At 67.3% G+C, this 26,456-nt stretch carries 29 protein-coding genes and 1 tRNA gene; 15 read left to right on the forward strand and 15 right to left on the reverse strand.

Annotation, left to right across the window (positions count from 1 at the left end; all coding sequences use genetic code 11):
- The first annotated feature begins 157 nt into the window (after positions 1-157).
- Together N416_RS0110400 and N416_RS0110405 are read left to right on the forward strand one after the other, a co-directional pair.
- Positions 158-231, forward strand: a tRNA-Pro gene (locus N416_RS0110400).
- A 256-nt stretch (positions 232-487) separates the two neighbouring features.
- Positions 488-1,168, forward strand: coding sequence for a helix-turn-helix domain-containing protein (locus N416_RS0110405; protein WP_024442046.1), 681 nt, complete (start codon positions 488-490; stop codon positions 1,166-1,168).
- 307 nt (positions 1,169-1,475) lie between these two features.
- Here the strand turns inward: N416_RS0110405 and N416_RS0110415 are convergent, their stop codons facing one another.
- Together N416_RS0110415 and N416_RS0110420 are read right to left on the reverse strand one after the other, a co-directional pair.
- On the reverse strand, positions 1,476-2,198 hold the full coding sequence (locus N416_RS0110415) for a hypothetical protein (RefSeq protein WP_024442047.1): 723 nt from the start codon (positions 2,196-2,198) through the stop codon (positions 1,476-1,478).
- Positions 2,195-3,490 (reverse strand): hypothetical protein, encoded by a 1,296-nt coding sequence (locus N416_RS0110420; protein WP_036457668.1) that lies wholly within the window; start codon positions 3,488-3,490, stop codon positions 2,195-2,197. Before N416_RS0110420 ends, N416_RS0110415 begins: the two co-directional genes overlap by 4 nt.
- A 286-nt stretch (positions 3,491-3,776) precedes the next feature.
- Between N416_RS0110420 and N416_RS0110425 the strand changes: the two genes are divergently transcribed.
- Complete coding sequence (locus N416_RS0110425; protein WP_024442049.1) at positions 3,777-4,241, forward strand: hypothetical protein; 465 nt, start codon at positions 3,777-3,779, stop codon at positions 4,239-4,241.
- A 55-nt stretch (positions 4,242-4,296) separates the two neighbouring features.
- Positions 4,297-4,554, forward strand: a complete 258-nt coding sequence (locus N416_RS0110430; RefSeq protein ID WP_024442050.1) for a DUF3297 family protein — start codon at positions 4,297-4,299, stop codon at positions 4,552-4,554.
- A gap of 15 nt (positions 4,555-4,569) precedes the next feature.
- Here the strand turns inward: N416_RS0110430 and N416_RS23215 are convergent, their stop codons facing one another.
- Positions 4,570-4,851: a hypothetical protein gene (locus N416_RS23215; RefSeq protein WP_155943352.1), complete on the reverse strand. Its 282-nt coding sequence runs from the start codon at positions 4,849-4,851 to the stop codon at positions 4,570-4,572.
- A 252-nt stretch (positions 4,852-5,103) separates the two neighbouring features.
- On the opposite strand from N416_RS23215, the gene N416_RS22575 reads away from it, so the two are divergent.
- Complete coding sequence (locus tag N416_RS22575; protein ID WP_196805126.1) at positions 5,104-5,511, forward strand: DUF2511 domain-containing protein; 408 nt, start codon at positions 5,104-5,106, stop codon at positions 5,509-5,511.
- Between the two features lie 50 nt (positions 5,512-5,561).
- On the forward strand, positions 5,562-6,227 hold the full coding sequence (locus N416_RS0110440) for a hypothetical protein (protein WP_024442051.1): 666 nt from the start codon (positions 5,562-5,564) through the stop codon (positions 6,225-6,227).
- Positions 6,228-6,243: 16 nt separating this feature from the next.
- Here the strand turns inward: N416_RS0110440 and N416_RS0110445 are convergent, their stop codons facing one another.
- Both N416_RS0110445 and N416_RS0110450 read right to left on the reverse strand, forming a co-directional pair.
- Entirely contained in the window at positions 6,244-6,681 is a 438-nt protein-coding gene (locus N416_RS0110445; RefSeq protein WP_024442052.1) for a hypothetical protein, read from the reverse strand.
- Positions 6,682-6,732: 51 nt separating this feature from the next.
- Positions 6,733-8,919 carry a molybdopterin-dependent oxidoreductase gene (locus tag N416_RS0110450; protein ID WP_024442053.1) on the reverse strand — a complete coding sequence of 729 codons (2,187 nt, stop codon included), beginning with the start codon at positions 8,917-8,919 and terminating at the stop codon, positions 6,733-6,735.
- 280 nt (positions 8,920-9,199) lie between these two features.
- Between N416_RS0110450 and N416_RS0110455 the strand changes: the two genes are divergently transcribed.
- On the forward strand, positions 9,200-10,195 hold the full coding sequence (locus N416_RS0110455; RefSeq protein ID WP_152664817.1) for an oxygenase MpaB family protein: 996 nt from the start codon (positions 9,200-9,202) through the stop codon (positions 10,193-10,195).
- 24 nt (positions 10,196-10,219) lie between these two features.
- Here the strand turns inward: N416_RS0110455 and N416_RS0110460 are convergent, their stop codons facing one another.
- Entirely contained in the window at positions 10,220-10,711 is a 492-nt protein-coding gene (locus N416_RS0110460; RefSeq protein WP_369797594.1) for a TspO/MBR family protein, read from the reverse strand.
- A 50-nt stretch (positions 10,712-10,761) separates the two neighbouring features.
- On the opposite strand from N416_RS0110460, the gene N416_RS0110465 reads away from it, so the two are divergent.
- The gene (locus N416_RS0110465) at positions 10,762-13,128 is read left to right on the forward strand and encodes an AAA family ATPase (RefSeq protein WP_051190233.1); all 2,367 of its coding nucleotides are present in this window, start codon (positions 10,762-10,764) and stop codon (positions 13,126-13,128) included.
- A 9-nt stretch (positions 13,129-13,137) separates the two neighbouring features.
- Here the strand turns inward: N416_RS0110465 and N416_RS21535 are convergent, their stop codons facing one another.
- From N416_RS21535 to N416_RS0110485, 4 genes are all read right to left on the reverse strand, one after another.
- Positions 13,138-13,563, reverse strand: coding sequence for a DUF6319 family protein (locus N416_RS21535; protein WP_024442057.1), 426 nt, complete (start codon positions 13,561-13,563; stop codon positions 13,138-13,140).
- Positions 13,564-13,660: 97 nt separating this feature from the next.
- The gene (locus N416_RS0110475) at positions 13,661-14,350 is read right to left on the reverse strand and encodes a glycoside hydrolase (protein WP_231384136.1); all 690 of its coding nucleotides are present in this window, start codon (positions 14,348-14,350) and stop codon (positions 13,661-13,663) included.
- Positions 14,351-14,442: 92 nt separating this feature from the next.
- Positions 14,443-15,462, reverse strand: coding sequence for a DNA topoisomerase IB (locus N416_RS0110480; RefSeq protein ID WP_024442059.1), 1,020 nt, complete (start codon positions 15,460-15,462; stop codon positions 14,443-14,445).
- A gap of 50 nt (positions 15,463-15,512) precedes the next feature.
- Complete coding sequence (locus N416_RS0110485; RefSeq protein WP_024442060.1) at positions 15,513-15,824, reverse strand: DUF732 domain-containing protein; 312 nt, start codon at positions 15,822-15,824, stop codon at positions 15,513-15,515.
- A gap of 122 nt (positions 15,825-15,946) precedes the next feature.
- Between N416_RS0110485 and N416_RS0110490 the strand changes: the two genes are divergently transcribed.
- Positions 15,947-16,342 carry a hypothetical protein gene (locus N416_RS0110490; protein ID WP_024442061.1) on the forward strand — a complete coding sequence of 132 codons (396 nt, stop codon included), beginning with the start codon at positions 15,947-15,949 and terminating at the stop codon, positions 16,340-16,342.
- A gap of 7 nt (positions 16,343-16,349) precedes the next feature.
- Here the strand turns inward: N416_RS0110490 and N416_RS0110495 are convergent, their stop codons facing one another.
- Together N416_RS0110495 and N416_RS0110500 are read right to left on the reverse strand one after the other, a co-directional pair.
- Positions 16,350-18,005: a ribonuclease H-like domain-containing protein gene (locus tag N416_RS0110495; RefSeq protein WP_024442062.1), complete on the reverse strand. Its 1,656-nt coding sequence runs from the start codon at positions 18,003-18,005 to the stop codon at positions 16,350-16,352.
- Between the two features lie 20 nt (positions 18,006-18,025).
- Positions 18,026-18,604 (reverse strand): hypothetical protein, encoded by a 579-nt coding sequence (locus N416_RS0110500; protein WP_024442063.1) that lies wholly within the window; start codon positions 18,602-18,604, stop codon positions 18,026-18,028.
- A 21-nt stretch (positions 18,605-18,625) separates the two neighbouring features.
- Between N416_RS0110500 and N416_RS0110505 the strand changes: the two genes are divergently transcribed.
- Positions 18,626-19,207, forward strand: coding sequence for a bifunctional 2-polyprenyl-6-hydroxyphenol methylase/3-demethylubiquinol 3-O-methyltransferase UbiG (locus N416_RS0110505; RefSeq protein ID WP_024442064.1), 582 nt, complete (start codon positions 18,626-18,628; stop codon positions 19,205-19,207).
- Here N416_RS0110505 and N416_RS23835 read toward each other — a convergent pair.
- A complete protein-coding gene (locus N416_RS23835; RefSeq protein WP_081654527.1) occupies positions 19,204-19,851 on the reverse strand; it encodes a glycoside hydrolase in 648 nt (215 codons plus the stop codon). The two genes, N416_RS0110505 and N416_RS23835, sit on opposite strands and share 4 nt — an antisense overlap.
- Before the next feature lie 327 nt (positions 19,852-20,178).
- Positions 20,179-21,354, reverse strand: a complete 1,176-nt coding sequence (locus N416_RS0110515; RefSeq protein ID WP_024442066.1) for an acyl-CoA dehydrogenase family protein — start codon at positions 21,352-21,354, stop codon at positions 20,179-20,181.
- 37 nt (positions 21,355-21,391) lie between these two features.
- Between N416_RS0110515 and fabG the strand changes: the two genes are divergently transcribed.
- Genes fabG through N416_RS0110540 form a run of 5 tightly spaced genes read left to right on the forward strand, consistent with a single transcriptional unit; the run spans position 21,392 to position 25,896 of the window.
- Positions 21,392-22,186 (forward strand): 3-oxoacyl-ACP reductase FabG, encoded by a 795-nt coding sequence (gene fabG / locus N416_RS0110520; protein ID WP_046301366.1) that lies wholly within the window; start codon positions 21,392-21,394, stop codon positions 22,184-22,186.
- Positions 22,183-23,400, forward strand: a complete 1,218-nt coding sequence (locus N416_RS0110525; protein ID WP_024442068.1) for an acetyl-CoA C-acetyltransferase — start codon at positions 22,183-22,185, stop codon at positions 23,398-23,400. Before fabG ends, N416_RS0110525 begins: the two co-directional genes overlap by 4 nt.
- Complete coding sequence (locus tag N416_RS0110530; RefSeq protein ID WP_024442069.1) at positions 23,401-24,594, forward strand: acyl-CoA dehydrogenase family protein; 1,194 nt, start codon at positions 23,401-23,403, stop codon at positions 24,592-24,594. It begins immediately after the preceding gene.
- A 4-nt stretch (positions 24,595-24,598) separates the two neighbouring features.
- Positions 24,599-25,318, forward strand: coding sequence for a GntR family transcriptional regulator (locus tag N416_RS0110535; protein ID WP_024442070.1), 720 nt, complete (start codon positions 24,599-24,601; stop codon positions 25,316-25,318).
- A 14-nt stretch (positions 25,319-25,332) separates the two neighbouring features.
- Positions 25,333-25,896 carry a hypothetical protein gene (locus N416_RS0110540; RefSeq protein WP_024442071.1) on the forward strand — a complete coding sequence of 188 codons (564 nt, stop codon included), beginning with the start codon at positions 25,333-25,335 and terminating at the stop codon, positions 25,894-25,896.
- Positions 25,897-25,915: 19 nt separating this feature from the next.
- On the opposite strand, the gene N416_RS0110545 is transcribed toward N416_RS0110540, so the two are convergent.
- On the reverse strand, positions 25,916-26,311 hold the full coding sequence (locus tag N416_RS0110545; protein ID WP_024442072.1) for a hypothetical protein: 396 nt from the start codon (positions 26,309-26,311) through the stop codon (positions 25,916-25,918).
- Positions 26,312-26,456 lie beyond the last annotated feature (145 nt).

A 26,456-nucleotide genomic window follows, 5' to 3' on the forward strand; every position in this document is an offset into this window, starting at 1 on the left:
GCTGCATATGTGGTGGTTCCTGAGGGTTAGTCGCGCTGCCGGGGGAGGCAGTCCCGCGTGGCCGAGCCTACGCGGTGAAGGTGTCCTCACGCGGATTCGGGACACCCGCGGGCGTGCGGTAGCATTTCGACCTGCTGCCGGAGAAGTTCGGCGGTGGCGGGCTGTGGCGCAGTTTGGTAGCGCACTTGACTGGGGGTCAAGTGGTCGCAGGTTCAAATCCTGTCAGCCCGACAACGAGAACCACTTGGTAACAGGTGGTTTTTCTCATTTCTGGCGTCTCTGATTCAGGTACTGCCGAACGAGCTGACGACCATTCTGACGACCATTGTGGTGGTGCCAAGCGGTCTCTTCTGGTGCCATCCGGTGCCGTTTCGGGTGGGGTGATCGCCGGCGAACTGGTGAAGTTGGGAGCGCAGCGCGCTCGTGATCGGACCCGATCGCGGGTGTCACGGTTGCAACATATAGTCGCATAAGCGACCATATAATCATGGTCGATGAGATGCCCCTGTCCGAGGCGGCGCAGATCCTCGGGGTGACCCCGAGGCAGGCGCAGCGCCTGGCCGCCAGCGGCGAGCTCGGGCACACCCGCCGGGTGGGGCGCACCGTCGTGGTGACACCCGCCGCGGTCTACCGCGCTCACAACAACGGCACCACGAGCAGGGGCCGGCCAGCGCTCCCCGCAACGGCGTGGACCGCACTCGATCTGCTCTCCGGCCGGGAGGCACAGGGGCAGTTCGAGAGAAGGCTCGCCGATCGGCTGTCCACCATGAGCCCGATCGAGCTGGCGCGCTTCGCCCGCCGCCGCGCGACGATCACCCAGCTGCGGGTCATCTCCCGGAGCGCGCAGCGCGACTTGCCCGAGAACCTCATCGCCGCGGGCCTGAAACCGACCGGGATGATGTCGCCACTCATCACCGACTGGGGTCTGGCCGGCGGCCGTACCGAGGACGTGATCGACGGCTACCTCTACGTCGGCCCTGATCGCACGCTGCGCGAGCTCGGACTGCGGGAAGAGTCCGGCGGCCGGATCGCGCTGCGCATCCTCGACGCGCCCGTCGAACCGCTGCCTCCGGCGGTGGTGGCCCTCGACCTGATGGAGTCCATGGACTCGCGAGCGCGCTCCGTGGGCCACGATCGCCTGACCGAGATGATCGACGGTCTGCGGTGACCGACCGGGAGCACTGGGAAATCGACGCACCGCCCGACGGGTGGGCGCGCCCGTGGCCGCTTATGGTCGAGGTGGCCCGAGCCTTGCCCGAGTTCAGCTGGACGCTCGTTGGTGGGTTGATGGTGCAAGTCCGCTGATCGAAGATCGGGAGCTGCGCGAGGACGGGCACCACGCGCTCTCGGATCTGGTCGAGCTACTACTCGGCGTCGAGGAGTAACAGCAGTAGCGGCCGGCCGTTGGCTTCGCAGCGTGTCAGAGCCCCGCGAGTCCAGCGCCGACGCCGACGCAGCCCCGCCAACCCTCGTCCTCAGGACGGGAGGCGGCGGTCGGTTCGGACGTGATCGATCCCCAGATCGTGGTGCAGGATCCCCGGCGCGCTGGCACGCACCGGGGCGATGGCAGCCAGGATGCCCCAGCACGTGAGGTGGACAGCGGGATGCACGGCGTCGGGCGTATCGCCGGCGTAGAACGTGAACCGCGTGTTGCCGCGGGCGTCGTCGGACGCGGTTCGCAGGCGCCACCGCAGGGGAGCGTCAGTGTCGGGGCTGTCGGTGCCAAGCACAGCGCGCGCGTCGGGGCCTCCGGTCCGGAAGACGGCGTCGCCCAGGAGAGCCCCAGCCAGCTGCAGTGACGGCTCGTCGACCGGATGCTCGGTGACCGCCTGGGACAGCGTCACCGACTGCGTGCCGCGACTGATCCCGGAGAGGGCCCGCATGACATAGCCAGGCAGGGCAGTGGCGTGTCCTCCCGTGGCGTGGAACGTGGAACCGCCGGTGCGACAGGCGGCGAGCACGGCCTCGGCATCGGCAACCGGGGAGACGGTGATGACGTCGGTGCCGGAGGCGAGTGCCTCGAGCACCGCCTGGGAGTCCGGTGGCCCGTCGGTGGCGAACACGACCAGATCCGCCGAAGCACCGTCAGTGACGAGTCCGAAGTTGTCCGCGCGCTCGGTGATTCGGTGGGTCAGGTGTTCGGCGACAGCGCCGTCGCCCACCACGGCGACGGTGACGGGGGGCGTGGTGGCGCTCATGCGGGCTCCAGTCGGTAGCGAGGTGCGAGATCGGGGATGACGACGCCGGGCGGGGCCGCGATGACCGCGGGCGCCGCGGCCAGCATGGCGTTGACCGAGATGTCGGTGACGGCGGACCAGTCGGCGTTGAACGCTTCGTCGTCGGGCTCGCTGCGCATTTCGACCCGGCCGGGCTTGCCCTCCAGGGTGATGAGGTGGCCGCCGGCGAGGCTGTTCGGATGATCGGGCCCCAGGTGCGCGTTGCCGCCGCCTACGTGCCAGCACTCCTCGTTGGTCATGAAGAGCCGGTCACCGATGTAGCCGCGGTAGGTCATGTGGATCGCGCCGACCGTGCCGGGTCGGATCACCGTGCCCCCGGCAGCCACCTCCACCCGCGCGGGGACGGGGTAGACGTGCCGTTCGACCCGCACCTGTTCCGGGGGCACCCCCCACAGCTCCCACGCGACGTTGCCGAGCACCGCGTCGAAGTAGAAGTGCTGCATCCAGGCGATCGCGTGGTCGTTGTCGACTGCGCTGAGCGGCTCGCCGAAGCCCAGGCTGGCGAGGCCGCCCCACATGCCGTCGGGGGCCGCGGAGAGGTCTCCGACTTCGAGGAACCGCACCTCCTCGACCTCCTCCATCAGAAGGGCGAGCCGGAGCAGCACTTGCTCGACCATCAGGCCGGGATGCAGGCCCGTTCCGTGCAGCGAGACGCCACCCGTCAGGCAGGCCTTCTGCAGGCGGACGCCGTCGGCGCGTTGGTGGATCGCGCGGCCGACGACGCCGCGCGCGAGCAGTTCGGCTCCGGGCCGCAGCGCGAAGCCCACGGGGGAGTCGACGGCCCGCATGGTGGCGGCCAATCCCTTGAGCGCTCGCTTCTCGGCTGGACCGAAGACGTCACCGGTGACCTTGAGGCGAGCCAGCGAGCGGAGTATCGACAGCGGCGAATGCGACTCCGAGAGCCAGGTCGGCTGGGCCGGATTGTGGAAGGCGGCGGCCGAGACGACGTTCTTGCCGGACTCCAGCAGTTCGATCACGTCCTCGTCCGCACCCTGCAGGAGTGCGGGTGTGGTGGGAGTGTGGATCACGAGGTCGGCGTCCAGCGCGAGGATCGCCTCCTTCGACGTCGTGGCGCGTATACCCACCGGGTCGCGGCCGGCGAGGACGCCGATGTCCACGCCGTTCTTGTGCGGGCTGAACACCTTCACGCCCACCACGTCGTAGTCGGGAGAATCCAAGGTGGTTTGAAGGGCTCGTCCGCCCATATCGCCGGGACCCCAGATCACGACCCGGATCGGTTGCTGCGCTGCCATGCACGAAATGTAGACGAAAGCCGCCTCTCGGACGCTTTCGGTGCCGGGCTGCGGACGTTTGCTCACTAAGCCGACGTCGCGCGTAGCGGGGAATCGGTAGCCGGGCACACGGATTCAGCAGAGATACCGGTGCCCCGCAGCAGCATGAAGCCCTTGAAGGTCCAGGTTTGACGCTGATCGCGGCCAGCCGGATTTACTGCAACGCATAACAGCTTCCATGAAGAACCTGTAAAGGCTGCTGGATCATCGCGCGCCTGGGCGGTTCTTGCGGGTTACGTTGTCGTCCATGACGAGCGAGGAACAACTCCGGCAGATAGCCAGGGACGTATTCCCGGACTGGTCGCGGCCGCCCAGGATCGTGGTGGAGCAGATCGGCGAGCTGGTCAGGCGATGGCCGGTTGAGGGCTTCGCCCGCGAGAAGCTGCCCGATCAGGAGTGCCGTCTGGTCTGGATCGACAGGCACGTGATTGGACAGCTGGACTACTTCGCGGACGCTGCGGAGGAGCAGAATCTGGCTGTGGTGATCCGGCCGCTGAGCCAGGTAATCGGGCTCGATGTCAACGCCTATGGTGCGGCGGACGGCGGTTTCGGGGAGCGGACGTACCGGCGTGCGATGCGGGTGCGCTTCGCATCGGGGGATCCGATCGAGGTCGACACGACTCGATACACGAATGACGGCCTCCGTGGTCACGCCGACAGGTTCATCGATCGGGTACTCGACGCACTGGCGGGTACACCCGCTGGGGAATAGGGGAGATGCGAGAATCAAGACCAGGAATCCGACGCAGCATTCAACGAAAGCCATCATGCCCGAAGACCAGAACACAGACGTGCCACCGAATCACCTCTCCATCGACCCGCGCAGCGAGTTCTACGACGAAGAGGTGCTCCGCCGCGACGTGGGCATTCGCTTCAATGGCGTCGAGCGAACCAACGTTTGCGAATACGACGTGGCTGAGGGCTGGGTGCGTGTCGAAGTCCCTACCGCGAAGGACCGTCGCGGAAATCCTATGGTCGTCAAGCTCAGCGGCACGGTTGAGCCTTACTTCCGCCCAGCAAAGTAGCGGACGCCCCGCAGCTCAGCTATTTCGATCGCCGCCGTTCCATGCGCGGGCCATGCCGCGCAGACGGGCGCGTACCGCTGATCGGCGATCCTCCGGCCGGTTGTGCGAGTGGCACATCCAGCAGCTGCACACATTCACTCCGGTGAAGTGGAGCCGCCAGTGGCAGCGGCTGACATGGCCAGTGCTGCGGTCGGGCAAATCGCAATCGCGGCCGCCGCAGTAGTGGACCGCGACGACGGTGATCTCGCGGCGGGCGACGCGTACGTGAAACGGAGCATGAGCATCGGTGCGGGACATGCGGATCCTCGGAACGGGTAGCCCCACCGAGTCCGCGATCGCCGCGGGGATGGGGCTACGGCGTGTTCCGCAGACCGCCGGCCGAAGTCACTGATGCCATGCCGAGGAGCTTACCCGGCTGAGTTCGTCATACCTCTCTGCTTCTCGGGGTCTTCGCGCCGAAAGGCTGGATTCGCGCCGCGGCCATCGTCGGTGCGATTAGATGACACGGTCACGTATGGAGCGGGAGGGGTTTCCGTGCCGTCTAAACGAATGCTGCTGTTCATCACCGGGATCGCTGTCGCTGCCACGGCGAGCTGCGGGGCTACGAGTACGACAGGTGCGCCGCCTCCGACCGCCACTTTCGCCGCCGCCACGACCGGTGCTGCCCCCGTCGATAGCCGCCCGCGGGGCTACGTATCCGAGGAGACCTGGACCGATGGCCCGTGGCCGCTGACCGTTTCCGAAGCAACCCTGATGTGTGCGCGCCAAGGTGTCGATGGAGGGGAGCAGTCGGTGACTCTCGCTGCGAATCGGAGGATGTACGCCGTGAACGGCGCCGCTCAGTCGACCGGGCAATACGAAGACGTCGACGTGATCTGGGCCGACGATGCCACATACCCAGGACTGAAAGTGGACATCGGCCCACTGCTCGCCAAAGGATTGTCGCTCTGCGACTGAAGCGGCCCGTCAAAAAACTGCACCCACTGATCCTTCTGAACAGGAGCGCCGTGCAGTTCACGCGTTGGCGGCTCACCCTCACTCTCGCAGTGCTTTTCGGCGCAACGTTGCCCGCCGCCCCGACCGCGGCTGCGATGGTGATCCTGGGCGGTGGGGCTGCCATCGTCGTCGACGGCAACAGCTACTGCACGCTGACCACGATCGGACATGATCGGGCCGGTGACGTGGTGGGCTTCACCGGAGCGGTGTGCGGTGGGCCGGGGGCATCGGTCGCAGTCGTGGGAACGGACACGACTGTGGGCACCATCGTGGCCGTCAACGGCGACCTGCGCTATGCGGTGATCAAGTTCGATGTGCCTGACCTGATCCCGGTGTCGGACTACGCCGGTGTGGTGATCAACGGCATCGGCGCGGACCCGGTGTTCGATTCGCTCGTGTGCAAGTACGGGCCCACCACCCCTGGCATCTGCGATCGCATCAGTTTCGACGGCTGGCCGCGTATGACGATGTTTGGGCAATTCGAGGCGGGCGATGTGGGAGCGCCGGCAACCATGGACGGCCGGCTGGTCGGCCTGGTTTATGGCGGTGCCGCGACTATGGGCGGCAAATACCGGCCCGCGAAACCACTTACATACTTTACGAGATTCAGCGCGATCCTCGCCGACGTCAACGCCGGCGACGGGCCGGGCAGCGGATTCGTGCCGATCGGAAGCTGAAACCGGCCGATCCGACCTAGACCGCGATGCGCGCCATTCGTGCCAGTAGCGCCGAAATGAACGAGTCTGCGTTGTAGTGCCCGGCGCCGACCTCCACCTCGATCTCGTCTTCGCTGAAGGTCAGCACGATGGACGGCGAAGCGACCGTGTTGAATCCGACGGAACCGAACACCGCGCCCAGCTCGATAAAGCCCAAGGTCTCGATTCTACGAATAGCGCCGGTGATCAGCGAGTCATCGGCATAGCCGTCGGTCGCCAGCACTCCCACCACGCCACCTGCTATCCAGAGCGCCTCATAGCGTTCGCGTCCCGTCTCGGGCGTTGCCGACGTGAAGACTTCAGCCCCAGCCGAATACCGCCGCAGCAACTGTAAGTACTGCGTCGACGGACGGCTCCGCTCACTGAGGCCGAACACCGTCTCAAAAAACTCGTTGGGGGAAGGATCCTCAGACATAGCTAGGACAGTACGCGGGCCGTCGGCCAGCTCTCCCGGCCCCCGAAACCGTTACCGCTGCACCGCTGCCGTGGTGGCGGCCACCGAAACCCAGGTGTTGTTCACCGCGGCAGTCCCGGTGAAGGTGTCCACCCGCTCCGGATCGTGCAGGTCGTTCACGTTGGCCCCGGGCAGCAAGTCCGCGTGGCGCCAGCCGGTGTTGCGGTGTCCCCAGCCATGGGGCACCGAGACTGTGCCGGGCCGCATGTCATCGCTGATATGCAGCGGAACTTCGATCTTTCCGATGTCGGAGGTGACCTGCACCGTGTCACCCTCGGCAAGTCCGCGGTTCTTGGCGTCGTCGGGGTGCATGTGCAGCGTGCATTGGTTGGAGCCGCTGGTCATCGATGGCACATTGTGCAGCCAGGAGTTGTTGCTGCGCAGCTGACGTCGTCCGATGAGCTGCAAATCGTAGGCGCTTTGCGGGCCGGCGGGCCCGTCGAGCAACGTGGCGGCGGCCGCGATGAACTCCTCCGGCGCGAGCTGGACCTTGCGATCGCGGGTGGCGATGACCTCGCGCAACCGTGGACGCAGCGGCCCGAGATCCAGCCCGCCGGCACTGTCGCGCAGTTGCCGCATGGTAATGCCCTTGCGGCCCTTGCGGATCCAACCGTATGGTCCAGTCGCCAGGGAGATGCCGGCCATGCGCAGCGGACTGATCGCGGCGAGCAGTGGCTTACGCACCGGTGCGACCAGCTGCCGCAGAGGCGCCGGAAGCAGCTCGAGCATGAGCAGGCTCAGGATCTCCCAGTCGTCTTTGGTGCCGGCCGGTGGCTCGAAGGTTCGATGCTGGTACCGGACGTTGTTGCGCACGCTGAAGACCGGCAGTAGCAGCCCGACATCCTCGCGCTCCAGCGGTGAGGCCGGCGGCAGAATGTAGTCCGCGTGCCGACTGGTATCGGTGATGTACATGTCGATCGCCACATACAGATCCAGCGAGGCCATGGCCTGGTCCAGTCGGCCCCGCTGCGGGATCGAGGACACCGGGTTCCCGGCGCAGGTGATCATCGCCTTGATCTGGCCCTCGCCTGCGGTCAGGATCTCGTCGGCCATCACGACCGCGGGAAGTTCACCGCGGAACGACTTGTGCCGTCCCGACCGGTCCGTCCACGCGCCGTGGCCGGCCGGAATGTATTTCCCGAGCCGCGGCACATCCATGACCGGCGTGGAGAACATCGTGCCGCCCGCGCGGTCCAGGTTCCCGGTGACGGCGTTGATGACCATCACCAGCCAACTCACCAATGTCCCGGTCTCCTGCTGGCAGATACCGATACGGCAGTACAGCGCCGCCGATTCCGCCGCGGCATGGTCGCGGGCCAGGGCGTAGATCGTGTCGGCATCGACACCGGCGCGTTCGGCGACCGCCTCAGGGCTGGCGTCGGCTACCAGTCGGCGCAGCTGCGGCAGGCCCACCGATTGGCGGGCGATCGCCGCTGTGTCACAGAGATTTTCGTTGATGAGCACATGCAGCATGCCCAGCAGGAGATACAGGTCGCCACCGGGGCGCACGGCGATGTGCGCGTCGGCGAGCTTTGCGGTTTCGGTGCGGCGCGGATCGATCACGACGACGGTGCCGCCGCGGTCGCGCAGCGCTTTGATGCGCCGTTTGGCGCCGGGCATGACCGACAGCGATCCGTTGGACACGGCGGGATTGGCGCCAAGGATCACCAGCCGCTGGGTCCGATCGATGTCGGTGATCGGGACGAGCACGTTGGAACCGAACACCTTCCACGCGGCGTACTCGTGCGGCATCTGATCGATGCTCGAGGCGGAGAAGAAGTTCGGCGTCATCAGGGCTGCGCGCAGCAGGAGGCCGTAGACCGCCGCGGAACTGTGCGCGGCAGGGTTGCCGAGGTACATCCCCACGGCCTGGTTGCCGTGCTCTTTGCGGACCCGACGCAAGCGGGTGCCGATGTCGGCGAGGGCTGCCGCCCAGCTCACGGATTCGAAGGTGTCGCCAACCCGCCGCATCGGGGTTCGCAGGCGGTCGGGATCCTCGTGCAGACCGGCCATCGCGGTCGCCTTCGGGCAGATGTATCCGTGCGAGAAGACGTCGTCGGTGTTGCCCTGGACGCGGCTGACCTTGGCGTCGGTCACCGTGATCTGAATGCCGCAGTGCGCCTCGCACAGCGTGCACTGACTGGTATGCGTGGTGCTAGCGCCCCTGGAATCAGACAGGGGCAGGTCGACGGTCGTCATTGGGGTCTCCATCCGCGGCGGTCATCGCGCCATGGCGTGAATCACGATCCCCCGATTCGCGCTGTTGCCGTGTGCGCACCGATAAGAATTCTGGCATCCCGGCCACCCGCGGCGCCACGGATTCCGGCCGACAACCCCAGGTAGGCCCGCGGGACCCGGGCGTGAACCCGAATTCCCTCATTGACCCGAGCCCGGAGTCCCCCTAGACTCCCAATACTGATAACGCATGTTGTCAGAAGTGGTCAACGATGACTGGGAGTGCGCACTCGTGACGCAAGACATGTCGGAAACCTGCCCCGCAGCCAGCGAAGCGCCGGTCGCTGCCGGCTGTCCCGTGAGCAACAACGGCTACGACGCGCCCCCGATCCCGCTGGGCCCCGACTCGCTGACCTGGAAGTACTTCGGCCAATGGACCGGTCTGTTCCAGGGGACCTGGGCCGGCTCGATGCAGAACATGCACCCTCAGCTCGGTGCCGCGGTCAAAGACCACTCCATCTTCTTCATGGAACGCATCCCGCGCCTGATGCGGTCGATCTACCCGATCGGCGGCGTGGTGTTCGACGGTTACCGCGCCCCGCAGACCGGCGCCGAGGTCCGTGACTACCACATCGGCATCAAGGGTGTGGACGAGCAGGGACGCCGCTACAGCGCGCTGAACCCCGACGTCTTCTATTGGGCCCACGCAACCTTCTTCAAGTCGACCCTGCTGGCGGCCGAGAAGTTCGCCGGCGGACTGACCGAGGCCGACAAGCGGCAGCTGTTCGACGAGCACGTGCAGTGGTACCGGATGTACGGCATGAGCATGCGCCCGGTTCCCAAGACCTGGGAAGAGTTCCAAGAGTACTGGGACCACATGTGCAACAACGTCCTGGAGAACAACTGGGCGGCCCGTGAGGTCATGGACCTGTCGACCATGCCCAAACATCCGTCACTGGAATGGATTCCGGATTGGCTGTGGGCGCTGAACCTCAAGGTCATGCAGCGCTTCCTGACGTTCATGACCGTGGCGCTCTATGACCCGCCGGTGCGCGAACTCATGGGCTACACCTGGTCCCCGCGCCAGGAGCGGGTGCACGGGTATCTGTGCAAGGCGATCACCTTGGTGTCCAAGTACGGCCCCAAACGCGCCCTGATGCATCCGCGCAAGCGCTCCGCGCTCGACCGCGCCTCGGGTCGGCTTCCGGTGGATGCGCCCCTGGTGCAGACTCCGGCACGCAACCTGCCGCCGGTCGAGTACCGCAACGACCCGCACTTCTACTGCCCGAAGGTCGACTGACCCGAGTCGAACCGGTAGCGCGTGTCAGCTGTTCAGTGACCACACCGAGTAATTGAGCGCGGTGGCGAACAGGATCCACCCGAAGTACGGCAGCAGCAGCAACGCCGCGGTGCGATGGGCCTTCCAGAACGCCGCGATGGTGATCACCACGGCGACATCGAGCAGCAGGATGTCAACCAGGGCAAGGCCGCGCCAGCCCAAACCGAAGAACAGCGGCGACCACAACAGGTTCAACACCAGCTGGACGCCATAGGCGATGATCGCCGGATTCGTCCACCGTGGGTCGGTCCGCCAGACCAGCCAGGCCGCGACCGCCATCAGCAGATACAGGGCACTCCACACCGGGCCGAACAGATAACTCGGTGGCGCCCAGCTCGGCTGCGCGAGCTGCCCGTAGTCAGCCGCGGCGTCGGCCGAGGCCAGCCCGCCGAGAACCGCGACGACGATGACGAGCACAAGCGAGACCAGGAACGCCGCGAGGTGCTGGGATCTCGGCTGTTGCGTTTTCGACGAGATCGCTGCCATCTGGTCACGATAGCCCGAATCACGCCAGTAGGGTGGCTTCAGTGGTGGCCGCCAGCAACACCGTCGTGCTGACCGAGGAGTTCCGTGCCGCATTGGGGCTGCTGGCAGCGGGCCGCAACCTGTTTCTGACCGGCAAGGCCGGCACGGGCAAATCGACGCTCATCCGCCACTTCATGGCCGCCACCGATCGCAAGGTCGTGGTGGTCGCCCCGACCGGGATCGCCGCCCTCAACGTCGACGGCCACACCATCCACCGGCTGTTCGGATTCCGGCCCACCACAACGCTGTCCGATGTCGCCGGCGGCGACTACCGGCCCGGGCGCTTCACCAAGACGCTGGCCAAACTGCAGACGCTGATCATCGACGAGGCGTCGATGGTGCGTGCCGACGTGTTCGACATGATCGCCGCAGCGCTGCAGCGCTTCGGGCCGGAGCCGGGAACTGCGTTCGGCGGGGTTCAGGTGGTGTTGGTGGGCGACCTCTACCAGCTGCCGCCGGTGGTCACCGAGGGCGAGCAACACTACTTCTCGACGACCTATGACACCCCGTATTTCTTCTCGGCGAGCACGTTTCGCCGGGCGGAGTTCCCGAGCGTCTCACTGACGACGGTGTTCCGCCAGCTCGGCGATGACCGGATGACCGCGATCCTCAACGAGATTCGGGAAGGCGTGCTGCTCGGCCATGCGAGGGCGCACTTGGACGCCCGGGTGGATCCCGGCTTCGTGCCGCCCGACCACGAACTGTGGCTGACGTTGGCGCCCACCAACCGGCTGGTCACCGCGCGTAATCGCCAGCAGCTGGAGCGGTTGCCGGGTGAGGAAATGGTGCACCGCGCCACCGAATCCGGCGACCTGTCGCTGTTCGACAAGCCGCTGGATGAGGAGTTGCGCTTCAAGATCGGCGCCCAGGTGATGATGCTCAACAACGATCAGGCCGAACGCTGGGTCAACGGTTCGATCGGCCGCGTGGTGGGAGTGGGCTACGACCGCCACGGCGCCGTGGTCGAAATCGAGTTCCCCCACGGCGACATCGCCGACGTCACCCCGTTCACCTGGGGGGCGACCCGCCCGGTGATCGAGGGCGGCGCCTTGCGCCGCGACGTTGTCGGCACCTTCACCCAGTTGCCGTTCAAACTGGCCTGGGCGATCACCATTCACAAGAGCCAAGGCCAGACCCTGGAACGACTGGTGGTGGACCTGTCCGGCGGCATGTTCTCCACCGGCCAGCTCTACGTGGCGTTGAGCCGGTGCACCTCGCTGGCCGGGCTCGTGCTCAAACGCCCTGTGTTGCCGAAAGATCTGAAAGTAGATCGCCGGATCGCCCGATTCCTGCGCGCCTCGGCCGAGCGCGACCGGGCGCGCCGCTACTGCGCGATCGGTCTGCTCACGGTGGGCGACGAGGGACGGATGTCGCGACCTCGCCCGGTGGAGTTGGCGGTGGCGTTCGACGATGGGACGGCGATATCGACGCTGATCAATCCGCAGCGGGATCTGGCCGACGCGCGCCAGGCCTATCGGATCGGGGTGGCCGACGTGCTGCTGGCGCCCACGTTGCGGGAGGCCTGGGCGGTGATCGCGCCGATGCTGGCCGGATGCACGCCGGTGGGCGTCAACGTCGATGAGACGCTGGGGCTGATCGACTTCGAGCTCAAGCGACTGGGACAGGTGACCCCGATGCCGCTGGGTATCGACCTGCGGGGCACCAGCATCGCCGGCGACACGGCACTGCAGCGCGCCAGGGCCACGCTGGACAGACTCGACGCCGTCGACGTCGATTCCGGCTCATCGCCGTTCGACGAACCCGACGAAACCGACGCCCTCTCGGGAATCCTGCTCAGCCGCGATCCGGACGTCACCACCCCGACGGCCGAACACCTTCCGGCGCTGTCGGCGCTGCTGCGGATCAGCCGAACCCTCGGAGCGATCCTGCTGGGCGTCAAGCCTGTCGATCAGGCGTCGGTGGCGGGGGAGACCAACTGGGAACAGGCGGCACGCCAGGCCGCCGCCGATCAACTGCTGCTCGCGGCCACCCGCACCCGACTCCCGGAGGAGGTGTCGGCGCGGCTGGGCGACGCACTGCGCGCGCTGGGCGCCGACGACTCAGCGGCGGGGCTGACCCGCCCGCCGTCGCCAGCCGATGACATCGACGCGGTCCTGGCTCCCGGCGCCCGCGTCTGCTTCACCGGAACCGCGGTCGACGGCCACGGCCGGGTGCTGGAACGCGACGAGATAGAGCGGCTGGCTGCCTCAGCCGGGCTGGCGCCGGTGCGTTCGGTGACCAAGACGCGATGTGAGGTGTTGGTCATCGCCGAAGCGGGCACGCAGTCGGGAAAGGCCCGCAAAGCCCAGGACTACGGGAAACCGGTGTTCACCGTCGACGAGTTCCTGGGTTGGCTGGCACGCCGGTGAACGAAGGCTTCAGTCCAAGTCTGCCAAGGCTTTCCGCGCGGCTTCGAGCTCGGCTTCCAGAGCGGCCACCCGCGCGGCGTGCTGCGAGCGGGCCTCGTCCATCAGCGCCTCGATCGGTGCGAACAGATCGGCGTGCAGTTCCTTGGCGGCCCGCGACACCGCGGCCGCCGCGACGGCGAGGTTGCGCACCAGATAGCTGCTGCCCTGCTTGATCTCGGCGTGCCACTCGCCGTCGGCGGTACCGGTCACGGTCAGGGTCAGCTCGAGCGTCTTGGCTTTCTTGCCAGCCGACTTCTTGACCGGCTCCTTGATTTCGGGAGCCTCGATGACGGCGGCGACGGGCTCGGGGGCGGGCGTCGCAGCGGCGAACGAACCCATCCCGACGCTGTCGCCGGTGAGGGCCGGGGCTTCGGGGGCGAACGTGGGTGCAGTCATATCGGTGGCGACCTCCGTGTTCAATCGATGCCCGCGGCGGCGGGCAAGCTCACCACGTATTAGAACACATGTTCGACACGTCGGCGGACGCGACGGCTCAATCCGTCGGCGCTGGCGTCATCGAGGAGATGTAGTAGGTCTCCTGCCCGGCGGGGTAGCCGCCACCGTTGGTGGCGATGTGCACATGGTCGTAGTGGTTGGCGGTTTCGTTGCCGTAATCCGACGTCCAGTTGCCACCGCCGACGCCCGGGTAGATCTTCTGGCGCCAGATCACGTGGTTGACCCCCCACCGCTGGGCGTTGGCCAGCGCGTAGCCGGCGATCTGGTCGCCGAGCAGAATCCCGGCCTCGCTGTGGTAATCCGGAATCATCACGTCGATGGCCAGCCCGTCGGGATGCCACCTCAACGGGTCCTGGCGATACCCGTAGATGGTCTTGATCTCCTGAAACAGCACGCCGATTGTGCGGGCCGCCCAAATGGTCTTGACCTGGAGCCCGTTCTCCGGCGCCACCCCGGGGGGCAGTGGGAAGGTGAATTGCTGGCCTTCGGTGGGCATCGGCACGCTCGCCGCCAGCGCCGCGGCCTCGGCGGGATTGGCGATGCGCATCCCGCCGGCGGTCGGAGGGGGCGGTGTCGACGAAGCCGACGGCGCCGCCACGGCAGTCTCGGTGGGCTTGGGCGCCGCATCGTGGCTGCTCTGGGCGTAGATGAGGGCGGCCGAGACGGCCAGCGACGTCAGAATGGCCAGGCTGCGACCGCAGACCCTGGCAATCTTTCGTCCGTCCACCCAGAGCACTGTAGCTACTTGACCTTGGAAGTCGCAGGACCGGCGCTCTGCGGTGCAGGTGCGAATTGGTGCCAACCGCGGCGGATCGGGCGCTACTTTCCTGCTCGGTCGATTCGTCTGATCATCCGAGCGGTGGCGGCTTCGGTCGCGAGTCGGCGCGCTGCGTCCTTGCGACGGCCCCGGGCCCGGTCCAGCGCCGAGCGGATGGTGATGCCCTGTTCATAGGCCTGCACGACGCGCGGATCCACGTAGGAGCTGCGGGCGACTGCCGGGGTATTGCCGAGTTCCTCGGCGACGTAGCGCATCACGGCGGCGACTTCGCGACGGCGAACGGTTTTCGAGGTCGGCTCGCACGCGGCGGCGAAGCTCTCGGCCGCCAGCACGGTGCCATGCCAGGTCCGCAGGTCCTTGACGCTGAACTGTTCATCGGTCAGCTCCCGGAACCGCTCGTTGAGGTCGTCGGCGCGCACTTCGCACCAGCCGTCGGAGGTGCGGTAAACCAGCAGCCGGGGCAGGTCGGTCGGCGCGCGCAACAGTGCGCGAACCGCACGCACCACCAGCGGATCGTCGACCGAAACCGTCCGCCGTACACCGCTTTTGGCCGGATAGTCGAAGTCCACGCAGCCGGTGCGCAGCGTGACGTGATCGCGCAGCAAGGTGGCCAGCCCGAAGCTGCCGTTCTCCTGGGCGTACTCCTCGCCACCGGCCCGGAAGTAACCCCGGTCGATGAGTTGCTGGGCGACGGCGAGCACCCGATCGCGTTTCAGGCCGCGACCGCGCAGGTCGGCGAGCACCTCGGCGCGCCAGTCCGGCAGCAGCTTGGCCAGGGTCAGCGCCCGGTCGAATTTCTCTTCGGAACGTTCGGCCTGCCACTGCGGGTGGTACAGATACTGGCGACGTCCTGCGGCGTCTACTCCGACGGCCTGGATGTGCCCGTTGGGATAGGGGCAGATCCAGACCTTGCGCCACGCCGGGGGGATGGCCAGTGCCTTGATCCGGGCGAGGACCTCCGGATCGTCGACCGGGTGGTGACCGTCGGCGTAGGAAAAGCCTCGGCCTCGACCGATACGGCGCAACCCGGGACCGGAGGTAGTGCTTCTACGAAGCCTCACGGCACCGAATTACCCGCATCGGGACCGGTCGACACCCAGCGTTGGCAGCGCTAGGCGCCCGGGCACAACTCCTGGCGCGCCGCGTCGGCTATCAGCGGGAACTGCGGCCACGCCGGGTAGTGCGGCATTTGCATTTCGACGGTTCGCCCTACCCGCAGGTTCTCGCAGATCATGTGCCCGAGGGCTCGCACGCTGGACTCCGAGATCGGCTCGTCATTCCCGTAGCGCGCGGTGTAGCCGTGGGTGTTGAGATAATGCATGAAGCTGGCTTCGTCGGCGTGCGCCGGCGCTGCGGCGACCAACGTTCCCATCGCCACACCGGTGATCGCCAACGGTGCGGTGAACCGGGCTGCCCAACTCATATCGGCAATGCTACGGCGGCGGCGGATGAGGCGGTTCCGCCGGTGCCGGCCAGACCCGGCAAGTCCCCGCGAGCGGCTTCGGGTTGCTGCTAGCGTCAGCGGCGAGGAGAAAGGCGCTGGACGTGAAATCAACCGCACTCGCGGCGGCCCTGGCCGCAGGTGTGCTGGCCGGGCTGATCGGTGCTGCGTCATCCGCTCAGGCCGATCCGCTCAATCCGCGTGATCCCGACTACTGCGGCAACAGCCCCGACATCCTGCTGTGCACCCAGCAGCAGTCGACCTACCCCAGTCCGGCTGAGATGGCCTATCTCAACGCCATCCGCGCAAAGTTCCCGCCCGGCACCGAGGCCCGCCGGCTGGCTGCCGGACGGACCGCATGCCTGGAGTTCCCGAAGCATCCGACCAGCCTCATCGTCGAACAGGTCTCGGTGTATCTGCAGATCCCCAAGCCCACCGCCGGCGAGGTGGTCGAGTCGGCGCGCACCAACATCTGCCCGACGGTCAAAACCCAGGCCTGAACCCCGCTCAGCGGCGGTAGGCGCGCAGCCCGTCGCGGATCGCCGCCTGCGCGGCGACGTCGCACTCGTTGTAGCTCAGACACCACTGCCGGGCGGCGTCGGCCTGCGGGCCGCTGCCCCGGGCGGTTTCGATCGCCCCCAGCGAGGCCAGACCCCCGGGATCGTCGACCTCCCAACGGAAGCCGAAGAAGCCGGCGACCTGTTTGATCGACGACGAGGTGCGGGCGAAGAACGTTGCGTCGAACCATTTCCGCAGGTCATAGGTGAGACCGTCGAGCGCCTGCTGCACCTCGGCGAACCTGCGCGTACTGCTGACCTCGGGGTGGTGCCAATGGAAGACCTGAAGCGACTTGCCCTCGCGGGCGGCGTGACCGCGCAACTGCTGCATTCGAGAGGCGAACTCGGCGGCCAGTGCGGCTTCGGCGGCCTCGTCGAGCGGATCGAAGGAGACCACGGGTTGATAGCGGGCGGTGGAGTCGTCCTGGCCGTCGCGGATGCGTAAGCCCCACTGATAGATCCGGCCCTGGTCATCCCACTCGATGTCAAAGTCGACCTCGACGTCGGCGGAAGGAACAGTCGCCGGCCCCGGTTCGTGTGACTCGAAATCAGTTCCGGAGCAACTCATCCGGGCTCGCCGGACGGCGTTGGCCAGCCGGTCTCGCGGCATTTTGGTGCCCACGGACTGGACGCGGAACGCTTCGAGGTGCGCATCCACATCGACAGCCGCCAACTGCGCAACGCTCAACTTCGCGCCATCGCCGCAGTGTTGATACAGGTACTGCCACTCTCGGATCGTGAGGTGGCCGGTCTCTATCGCGAACGACGCGTCACCGTCGCCGACCGCCTCGGCGCAGCAGTCGAACCAGACGCACGTCCCGCAGTCGGCGATGCGGTAGGGCCGCACCAGTTCTCGTCCGGCCGCTGCGGCCCGCGCGACCTCGACACGGAAGCCGAACTCGTGGTCATAGCGCTGCAGCGCCGAGCGTGACCGGCGATGCGACGGATCGCTGGCCGAATACGTGACGATGTTCTCGGCATCCAGGTCATACCAGGTGATGCCGAGACTCTCGCCGTGCAGTGCGGTGAGGTCGGAGCTGCCGATGATACCGCCGCGGCTCACCCCGCAGTGAAAACCCAACTCCTGCAACATCCGGGTGTAGTGCGCCAGCTGCATGACATCGTCACGCCAGCGCGCACCGTGGTCGGTGTGGCCGGAATAGGTCAGTCGCCGATCAGGTTGCGACAGTGTCGAGATCTCCACCTCCGCGCGTTTTGCGGGGGCCAGCGTGCGGTGGTTCTTGATGTCGACGGGCAGGTAGCCGTCCTGGTGCCGGACCAAGACGTCGGGAAGGCCCCTGCGGCCGTTGACATCCGGCAGGGCCCCGCCGGCAATCACCTCGACACCGGCGGTCATCGCGGCCACGGTGCGTCGCTGGCGTTCGGTAGCGCCGATCTCGGCGTCCAACAGCAGCAGTCGGTCAGAACCCGCGTAGCGTGACCGGAGTTCCTCGAGGACAGCTTCCTCGAATTCGATTCCGGCACTGCGCAGCGCCTCCAAGTCCGGGCTCGGCGGCGCAGGCTCGGCGATGCCGGGAGCGAACTCGTTGTGGGTGACGCGAGCGCACCGTTTTGCCGGGTAGCCGCCGAGGGTGACCGGTGCCATCGCGTCCCGTCCCGTGTCGCCTATTGCGCCGGCGGCTTGAGGCCGGCGGCGATCTCACCGATCAGCGCGGCGACCACCCCGAATGCGAAGTACAGCGGCACCAGCCACGGCGCGACCCCGAACAACCCGTCCGAGCCGGGGACGTAGCGGAACTGGCCGAGCGCGGCGATACCGATCTCGACCACCGGGCCGACGGCCGCGATCAGGACGCCACAGACAATCGCCGGACGATCTCCCAGGGCGCAGTAAGTGATCGCAGCGAACGCGCAGATCAACGTCGTGAGGGGAACCACCGGCGAGGCATGCAACATCGCGGTGACGACGTAGCTGCCCAGCACGGCGGCCAGACCAGCCACCCCTTGGCGCACCGTGACGGCGGTCCGCGGTGACGGGAGATGCAGTCTCAACTCTGCCAGGAAAGCGGTGGCGGACCCGACCAGGATCGGGAAGTAAAGCGGACTGCTCCAGATGAACGGGACGGCCTGCGACGGGGACAGGTATTCGGTGGTCCCGGTGACCACATGGGAGTGGTCGCCGATCAGACCGGCCGCTCCACCCAAGACGAACAGCAACAACGCGATCGAGGGGCGTAATCTCACCCCCGCAGTATTGTCCATCGCATGAGCGCCGAGGACCGCACCCGCTGGGATGCGAAGTACGCCGGCCGCGGCGTGCCGGGGTCGGACACGATCGGGCCCGCTGCGGTGTTTGCGCCCTTCGTGGACGCTTTTCCGACGGCCGGCCGCGCGCTCGACATCGCCTGCGGCCAGGGCGCAGCGGCGGTCTGGCTGGCCCAGCGTGGCCTGCAGGTGGCCGGATGCGACATCTCGCCCGTCGCCGTCGATCGGGCGCGGGCGTTCGCCGTGCACAGCGGCGTTGAAGACCGGTGCCGATTCGACGTCGTCGATCTCGATGACGGCCTTCCGGACGGACCACCGGCCGACGTCATTTACTGCGCCCGGTTCCGCGACAGTCGCCTCGACGCGCCGATGGTGCAGCGCCTGGCTCCGGGGGGACTGCTGGCGATCACCGCGTTGAGTCAGGTCGGCAGCACCGCTGGGCGGTATCGGGCTGCGCCCGGGGAGCTGCGCACGGCGTTCTCCGGCCTGGAGTTGATCGGCGAGGGCGAAGCGGACGGTGTGGCGTGGCTGTTGGCGCGACGCCCGGCGGCGCCGTCAGCGCACCCGAACGGACGAGACTAGGCCGGAGCCGGCGCCTCGCGGTCACCGGGCTCCGGGCCGGGCTCGGCCGGGGCGTCGTCGAGTGGCAGGGCATCCATCGGCGGCGCCTCGCCGGGCGGCATGTCGATCGGCGCCTCGGCCGGGGGAGCCTCGAACGGCGGCGGTGCCTCGAACGGCGGCGGTGCGTCGAACGGCGGCGCTGCGGCCAGTTCCACGCCCATCGGCTCTGCCGCGGGCTCGGGGCCCGGCTCCACCATGGCGGCGAACTCCACCGGCGCTTCGGGGGCCGGTGCCTCGTCCATGGGCAGGTACATGTGGTGGGTGAACTGCGGCTGGTAGGCGCCGCCGCCACCGATCTTCACTCCGCCGGGCTCACCGCTGGCCACCGGCGTGCCGTCAGGCAGGGTCACCGCGGTGTGGTGGCTGTTCCAGCCCACCACCAGAGCGTTGGGCGCGGTGCCGTACCTGAAGCCGCGGGCCAGCAGCGCCGACTCCTCGTTGGCAGTGTGGAACCGGCCGCTGAAGGCCGGCCGGCCGCTGGCGACGTTGGACACCCACGAGGCCAAACCCGAGCAATCCGTACCTGCGGGAGTGTTGCCGCCGACGATGTACGGGGTGCCCGAAACCTGCTGGATGAGCGCCATCAGAGCTTCTAGACCAAACATGACCGAGCACATTAACCATGGATAACTGCACTTACCAAAATCTGTGGCACCCATCACGTTTAACATTCATGTTGTCAAAGATAACGTCGCAACGGAGAAACGCCAGGTAGATCGGGGAAAATCCGGCAAGCATGACCGTTAATTTCCGTAAGTGCTGGTAGAGGGCTCGTAGGTATTTGTTGAGCCTGGCTCCAAAGGTCACAAATTCGCATTATCAGGATGAAATTGCCTGATCAATGGGTGCGTCGCGGGTATCGATTCACGCCGGAATCGGCGGAAATAGCGGTGCCGGCGGCACGTCGTTTCCGGGGCAGAAAGTGATGCTGCTTACAGTGACCGCTTCGCGTTCTTGATCAGGTTCGACCCGATGATCAGCCGCTGGATCTCACTGGTGCCCTCGTAGAGCCGCAGCAGCCGGACATCGCGGTAGATGCGCTCCACCGGCACGCCACGGATGTATCCACTGCCGCCGTGGATCTGCACCGCCAGGTCGGCGACCTTGCCGGCCATCTCGGTGCAGAAGACCTTCGCCACCGACGGAGCGATTCGCCGATCTTCGTTGCTGACCCATTTGCGGGCGGCATCGCGGACCAGCGCCTGGCCGGCCAGCACTCCGGTCTGCTGATCGGCGAGCATCGCCTGCACCAGCTGGAAGTCGCCGATGATGCCGCCGCCCTGCGTTGCGGTGGCGGCATAGTTCACCGACTCATCCAGTGCGCGCTGCGCGGCTCCCACCGCCAGCGCGGCAATATGAATGCGGCCGCGGGCCAGCGAGGTCATCGCCGCCCGGTAACCGATGTCCTCATTCCCCCCGACCAGGGCGGCGGCGGGCAGTCGCACGCCGGAGAAACTGACATCGGCCGTCCAGGCGCCCTCCTGGCCCATCTTGGCGTCCTTGGCGCCGACTTCCACCCCGGCGGTATCGGCCGGCACCAGGAAGACCGCGATGCCGGCGCCGCGCTCGTCGGCGGGCCGGGTGCGGGCGAACACCACGAACAGATCCGCCAGCGGGGCGTTGGTGATGAACCGCTTCTGGCCGTCGAGCACCCACCCGTCGCCGTCACGGACGGCTTTGGTGCGCAGGCCCGCGGGATTGGAGCCCGCTCCGGGCTCGGTGAGGGCGAAGGATGCGACCGCCCCGGAGGCGATGGCCGCCAGCCAGCGCTCCTTCTGTTCATCGGTGCCGAACCCCACCAGCACCTGGCCGGCGATGCCGTTGTTGGTGCCGAACATCGACCGGACCGCCGGGCAGGTGTAGCCCAGTTCCATGGCCAGTTCGACGTCCTGGGCCAGATTCAGGCCCAACCCGCCCCATTCCTGGGGGATCGCGTAGCCGAACAGGCCCAGGTCCTTGGCGGCTTGCCGCAGGTCGTCCGGCACCTGATCGGTCTCGAGGATCTCCTGTTCGCGCGGGACGACCATGGTCCGGACGAACCGGCGGGTCTGGGACAGGATTTCGGCGAAGACGTCGTCTTCGACGGACGCGACGGATGCGGTCGGCATAGTTCGGCCCCTTTCGGCACTGGCCGATAAATCATATATGAAATATGATGTTGCGGACCATGGGTGGGCACGACATGTAGAGGACGGTTTCGGCGTGGCATTACTCAACGGGCAGACGGCGGTGATCACCGGTGGAGCGCAGGGGCTGGGCTTCGCCATCGCGCAACGCTTCGTCGCCGAGGGCGCCCGGGTGGTGCTCGGCGATCTGAACCTGGACGCGACCGAGGCCGCGGCGCAGCGGCTGGGCGCCGACGTGGCGGTGGCGGCACGCACCGACGTCACGGACTCCGCCGACGTCGAGGCGCTGGTAGCCGTCGCCGTCGAGCGGTTCGGCGGTCTGGACATCATGGTCAACAACGCCGGCATCACCCGCGACGCCACCATGCGCAAGATGACCGAAGACGATTTCGATCAGGTGATCGCAGTCCACCTCAAGGGCACCTGGAACGGGCTGCGCGCGGCTGCGGCGATCATGCGGGAACGCAAACGCGGCGCGATCGTCAACATGTCCTCTATATCGGGCAAGGTCGGCATGGTCGGGCAGACCAACTATTCGGCCGCCAAGGCCGGCATCGTCGGCATGACCAAGGCCGCCAGCAAGGAGCTGGCCTACCTCGGTGTCCGCGTCAACGCGATCCAGCCGGGGCTGATCCGCTCGGCGATGACCGAGGCCATGCCGCAGCGGATCTGGGATTCGAAGGTCGCCGAGGTGCCGATGGGCCGGGCCGGCGAGCCCGACGAGGTCGCGACCGTCGCACTGTTTCTGGCATCCGACCTGTCCTCTTATATGACGGGCACCGTGCTCGAGGTGACCGGCGGTCGACACCTATGAGCCTGCGCGAGACGGTGATCTGCGAACCGGTTCGCACTCCCATCGGCCGCTACGGCGGGATGTTCAAATCGCTGACCGCCGTCGAGCTCGGCGTCGCCGCGCTGTCCGGACTGCTGGAGCGCACCGGCCTGCCCGTCGACGCCATCGACGACGTGGTGCTGGGGCACTGCTATCCCAGTAGTGAGGCGCCCGCGATCGGGCGGGTGGTCGCCCTGGATTCCGGCCTGCCGGTGACGGTTCCGGGTATGCAGGTCGATCGGCGGTGCGGATCCGGCCTGCAGGCGGTGATCCAGGCCTGCCTGCAGGTCGGCAGTGGCGCGCATGAGGTGGTGATCGCCGGCGGTGCGGAGAGCATGAGCAACGTGGCCTTCTACTCCACCGACATGCGCTGGGGCGGGGCCCGCGACGGCGTACGGGTGCACGACGGCCTGGCACGCGGCCGGACCACCGCGGGCGGGCAGTACCACCCGGTGCCCGGTGGCATGTTGGAGACCGCGGAGAACCTGCGTCGTCAGTACCAGATCTCCCGCACCGAGCAGGACGAGCTCGCGGTCACCTCACATCAGCGCGCGGTGGCGGCCCAGCGCAGCGGTGTGCTCGCCGACGAGATCATCGGGGTCACGGTGCGCTCCCGCGCCGGCGAGCAGCGGATCGACACCGACGAGCATCCCCGCGCCGACACCTCGGTCGAGTCACTGGCCAAGCTCAAACCGGTTCTGGGCAAAAGCGATCCGGATGCCACCGTCACCGCCGGCAATTCCAGCGGTCAGAACGACGCGGCCTCGATGTGTGTGGTGACCACCCCGGCCAAGGCCGAGCAGCTGGGCCTGACCCCGCTGGTGCGACTGGTCTCCTGGGGGCTGGCCGGGGTCGCGCCCAACGTGATGGGCATCGGCCCGGTGCCGGCCACCGAGGTCGCCCTGGCCAAGGCGGGTCTCACCCTCGCCGACATCGACCTGATCGAGCTCAATGAGGCGTTCGCCGCTCAGGCGCTGGCGGTCATGGCGGCGTGGCGGTTCGGTGCGGCCGACCGCGACCGGACCAACGTGCACGGTTCGGGGATTTCGCTGGGGCATCCGGTGGGCGCGACCGGCGGCCGGATGCTGGCAACGCTGGCGCGTGAGCTGCACCGCCGCCAGCAGCGCTATGGGTTGGAAACCATGTGCATCGGAGGTGGCCAGGGCTTGGCCGCCGTGTTCGAGAGAGTGGCGTAGATGACCAGACTGTGCCAGACGTTGGGGCTGACCGAGAGCCAGACCGAGATCGTCGCAGCGGTGCGGGCGTTCGTCGACAAAGAGGTCATTCCGCACGCTGCCGACTTGGAACGCGCCGACGCCTATCCGCAACAGATCGTCGACGGGATGCGACAGCTGGGCCTGTTCGGGCTGATGATTCCGGAGGCCTACGGGGGGCTGGGCGAATCCCTGCTGACCTACGCACTGTGCGTCGAGGAGCTCGCGCGCGGCTGGATGAGCATCTCCGGGGTGATCAACACCCATTTCATCGTGGCCTACATGCTGCGCCAGCACGGCACCGACGAGCAGAAACAGCGCTACCTGCCGGCGATGGCGACCGGTGATGTGCGCGGCGCGTTTTCGATGTCCGAACCCGAGCTCGGTTCCGACGTCGCGGCCATCCGCACCCGGGCCACACCCACCGGCGACGGTGACTACCTCATCACCGGCCAGAAGATGTGGCTGACCAACGGCGCCACGTCGAGCCTGGTGGCGGTGCTGGTCCACACCGACGAAGGGGCCGACACCCCGCACCGCAACATGACCGCGTTCCTAGTCGAAAAGCCCACCGGATTCGGTGAAGTCGTCCCGGGGCTGACCATCCCCGGCAAGCTCGAGAAGCTCGGCTACAAGGGCATCGACACCACCGAGATGATCTTCGACGACTATCGCGCCGGTTCAGCCGACATTCTGGGCGGAAAGACCGGCCGCGGCTTCTACCAGATGATGGACGGCATCGAGGTCGGCCGGGTCAATGTCGCCGCACGTGCCTGCGGGGTGGGCATCCGCGCGTTCGAGCTCGCGGCCCGATACGCCCAGCAGCGCAACACCTTCGGCAAGCCGATCGCCGAGCATCAGGCCGTCGCGTTCGGGCTGGCCGAGATGGCGACCAAGGTCGAGGCCGCACACCTGATGATGGTCAACGCGGCCCGGCTCAAGGATTCCGGCGAACGCAACGACGTCGCCGCGGGCATGGCGAAATACCTGGCCAGCGAGTACTGCAATGAGGTCACCCAGCAGAGCTTCCGGATCCACGGCGGCTACGGCTACTCCAAGGAGTACGAGATCGAGCGCCTGATGCGCGACGCGCCGTTCCTGCTGATCGGCGAGGGCACCAGCGAGATCCAGAAGCAGATCATCAGCAAACGTCTGCTGGCCGACTACCGCATCTGACGCCATGTCTGCTCCCGACTTCAGCACCCGGCCGCAGTTGTCGCAAGCCGTCGCTCGCTTCGTGCGCCAGCGGATCTTCGACGGCGGCTACGCCGCGGGGTCCTACGTCCGATTGGACCAGCTCGCAACGGAATTGGGCATCAGTGTCACTCCGGTGCGGGAGGCGCTGTTCGAGCTGCGCGCTGAAGGCCTGCTCGACCAGCTGCCGCATCGCGGGTTCGTCGTGTTGCCGGTGACCGAGCGTGATCTGGCCGATGTCGCCGAGGTCCAGGCGTTCGTGGGCGGTGAGCTGGCGGCGCGGGCCGCGGCCGGGATCACCGAGGAGCAGTTGAGCGAGCTCAATGAGATCCAGTCCCGGCTGGAGCAGGCCTACGCCGGCGACGACGAAGAGCGCACCGTGCGGCTCAACCACGATTTTCACCGGGCGATCAATGTCGCCGCCGCCTCACCCAAGCTGGCCCAAATGATGTCGCAGATAACCCGGTATGCGCCCGAGGCCGTTTTCCCGGGGATCGCAGGGTGGCCGGAGCGGTCGATGGCCGATCATCGGCGGGTGCTCGCCGCGCTGGCGGCACACGATCAGACGCTGGCGCGTACCGCGATGGCCGAGCACTTGGCGGCCGGCGTACTGCCGCTCGTCGAGCATTTGACCGATCGTGGTGTGGTGGAACGCGAAGACGGCGACGCGCAGGCCGATCAGCGCCCGTCGGCGACGGGGACGTGAGACCGTATCAACCTATGCAGAACCACACTTTCCTGACTTACGAAGAGTTCGGGCGCAAGTTCTTCGAGGTCGCGGTCACCGAAGAACGAGTGGCAGCTGCGTTCGCCGTCATCGCCGGTGACGAGTTCGAGATGCCCACCATGCGGCAGGGTCCGGGCGGCATCGCCAAGGTCAGCGCCAAGGTGCGCGTTCAGGAGCCGCGGGTGGCACGCGGTCTGGGGGATCTGCTGACGTTCGCGATCCACATTCCGCTGGAGATCGACCTGCTCATCGACCTTCGTCTGGACAAGCAACGATTCACCGTGGCCGGCGACATCGCCCTGCACGCCACCGCCCGCGCCGCCGAACCGTTGCTGCTGATCATCGACGTACCCAAGCCACGGTCCTCGGACATCACCGTCGAGGTGTCGTCGACGTCCATCCGCGGCGAGCTGCTGCGGATCTTCGCCGGCGTCGACGGGGAGATCCGGCGCTTCATCGCGCACTACGTGGCAGACGAGATCGACAGCCCGCAGTCCCAGCAGGCGCAGATCATCGACGTGGCCGAGCAGCTGGACTCGGCCTGGACCGGGATCTGATCGCTCGGGGCTGCGACCGCTACGGGTAGGGGATCGCCGGAATCGCCGGAATCGCCGGGATGGCGGGAATCGCCGGGATCGCCGGAATCGCGGGAATGGCCGGGACTGCGGGCGCAGACGGAGCCCGCGGTACCGCTGAGGCGGCCGGAGCCTGTTTCGCGGTGGGCTCGACAACCGGAGCGGCACTGGTGAGCGGGGCGTCCGGGAGCGCGGTCGGACCGGGTTCGGGCTCGCCGGCCTCGCTGTCGGCGGGCGGCACCGGCGCCATCGGGGCGGCGGGAGCCTGGGTGACCTCACCGTAGGTGTCTTCCTCGGAATCACTGTCGCAGGCGCCACAGGCGGTCGCCACCGCACCCACGGCGAGCCCCACCGCTACCACCGACAGGACTGACTTTCCGATACCGCGTCCGCGCATGGATTCTCCCCGTTGTTCAGTTGCCTCATGTCACCCTACGACGCGGCGGTGGATCAGGCGGGCCGGCCATCGACAAGATCAGACCGCGGCTGCGCAGTGTCCTGATCCCGCAGATGCGGCGCGGCCTGACAGGTGTTCCTGTCAG

Origin of the sequence: Mycobacterium sp. UM_WGJ (assembly GCF_000455125.1) — a bacterium.
In the GTDB taxonomy this organism is placed as follows: Bacteria; Actinomycetota; Actinomycetes; order Mycobacteriales; family Mycobacteriaceae; genus Mycobacterium.

Bases quoted from the DNA above. Each gene is read 5' to 3' on its own strand.
- N416_RS0110405 (WP_024442046.1), top strand. From the start codon at position 488: ATGGTCGATGAGATGCCCCTGTCCGAGGCGGCGCAGATCCTCGGGGTG.
- N416_RS0110415 (WP_024442047.1), bottom strand. From the start codon at position 2,198: ATGAGCGCCACCACGCCCCCCGTCACCGTCGCCGTGGTGGGCGACGGC.
- N416_RS0110420 (WP_036457668.1), bottom strand. From the start codon at position 3,490: ATGGCAGCGCAGCAACCGATCCGGGTCGTGATCTGGGGTCCCGGCGAT.
- N416_RS0110425 (WP_024442049.1), top strand. From the start codon at position 3,777: ATGACGAGCGAGGAACAACTCCGGCAGATAGCCAGGGACGTATTCCCG.
- N416_RS0110430 (WP_024442050.1), top strand. From the start codon at position 4,297: ATGCCCGAAGACCAGAACACAGACGTGCCACCGAATCACCTCTCCATC.
- N416_RS23215 (WP_155943352.1), bottom strand. From the start codon at position 4,851: ATGTCCCGCACCGATGCTCATGCTCCGTTTCACGTACGCGTCGCCCGC.
- N416_RS22575 (WP_196805126.1), top strand. From the start codon at position 5,104: ATGCTGCTGTTCATCACCGGGATCGCTGTCGCTGCCACGGCGAGCTGC.
- N416_RS0110445 (WP_024442052.1), bottom strand. From the start codon at position 6,681: ATGTCTGAGGATCCTTCCCCCAACGAGTTTTTTGAGACGGTGTTCGGC.
- N416_RS0110450 (WP_024442053.1), bottom strand. From the start codon at position 8,919: ATGACGACCGTCGACCTGCCCCTGTCTGATTCCAGGGGCGCTAGCACC.
- N416_RS0110455 (WP_152664817.1), top strand. From the start codon at position 9,200: ATGTCGGAAACCTGCCCCGCAGCCAGCGAAGCGCCGGTCGCTGCCGGC.
- N416_RS21535 (WP_024442057.1), bottom strand. From the start codon at position 13,563: ATGACTGCACCCACGTTCGCCCCCGAAGCCCCGGCCCTCACCGGCGAC.
- N416_RS0110485 (WP_024442060.1), bottom strand. From the start codon at position 15,824: ATGAGTTGGGCAGCCCGGTTCACCGCACCGTTGGCGATCACCGGTGTG.
- N416_RS0110495 (WP_024442062.1), bottom strand. From the start codon at position 18,005: ATGGCACCGGTCACCCTCGGCGGCTACCCGGCAAAACGGTGCGCTCGC.
- N416_RS0110505 (WP_024442064.1), top strand. From the start codon at position 18,626: ATGAGCGCCGAGGACCGCACCCGCTGGGATGCGAAGTACGCCGGCCGC.
- N416_RS23835 (WP_081654527.1), bottom strand. From the start codon at position 19,851: ATGTTTGGTCTAGAAGCTCTGATGGCGCTCATCCAGCAGGTTTCGGGC.
- N416_RS0110515 (WP_024442066.1), bottom strand. From the start codon at position 21,354: ATGCCGACCGCATCCGTCGCGTCCGTCGAAGACGACGTCTTCGCCGAA.
- fabG (WP_046301366.1), top strand. From the start codon at position 21,392: ATGAAATATGATGTTGCGGACCATGGGTGGGCACGACATGTAGAGGAC.
- N416_RS0110525 (WP_024442068.1), top strand. From the start codon at position 22,183: ATGAGCCTGCGCGAGACGGTGATCTGCGAACCGGTTCGCACTCCCATC.
- N416_RS0110530 (WP_024442069.1), top strand. From the start codon at position 23,401: ATGACCAGACTGTGCCAGACGTTGGGGCTGACCGAGAGCCAGACCGAG.
- N416_RS0110535 (WP_024442070.1), top strand. From the start codon at position 24,599: ATGTCTGCTCCCGACTTCAGCACCCGGCCGCAGTTGTCGCAAGCCGTC.
- N416_RS0110540 (WP_024442071.1), top strand. From the start codon at position 25,333: ATGCAGAACCACACTTTCCTGACTTACGAAGAGTTCGGGCGCAAGTTC.
- N416_RS0110545 (WP_024442072.1), bottom strand. From the start codon at position 26,311: ATGCGCGGACGCGGTATCGGAAAGTCAGTCCTGTCGGTGGTAGCGGTG.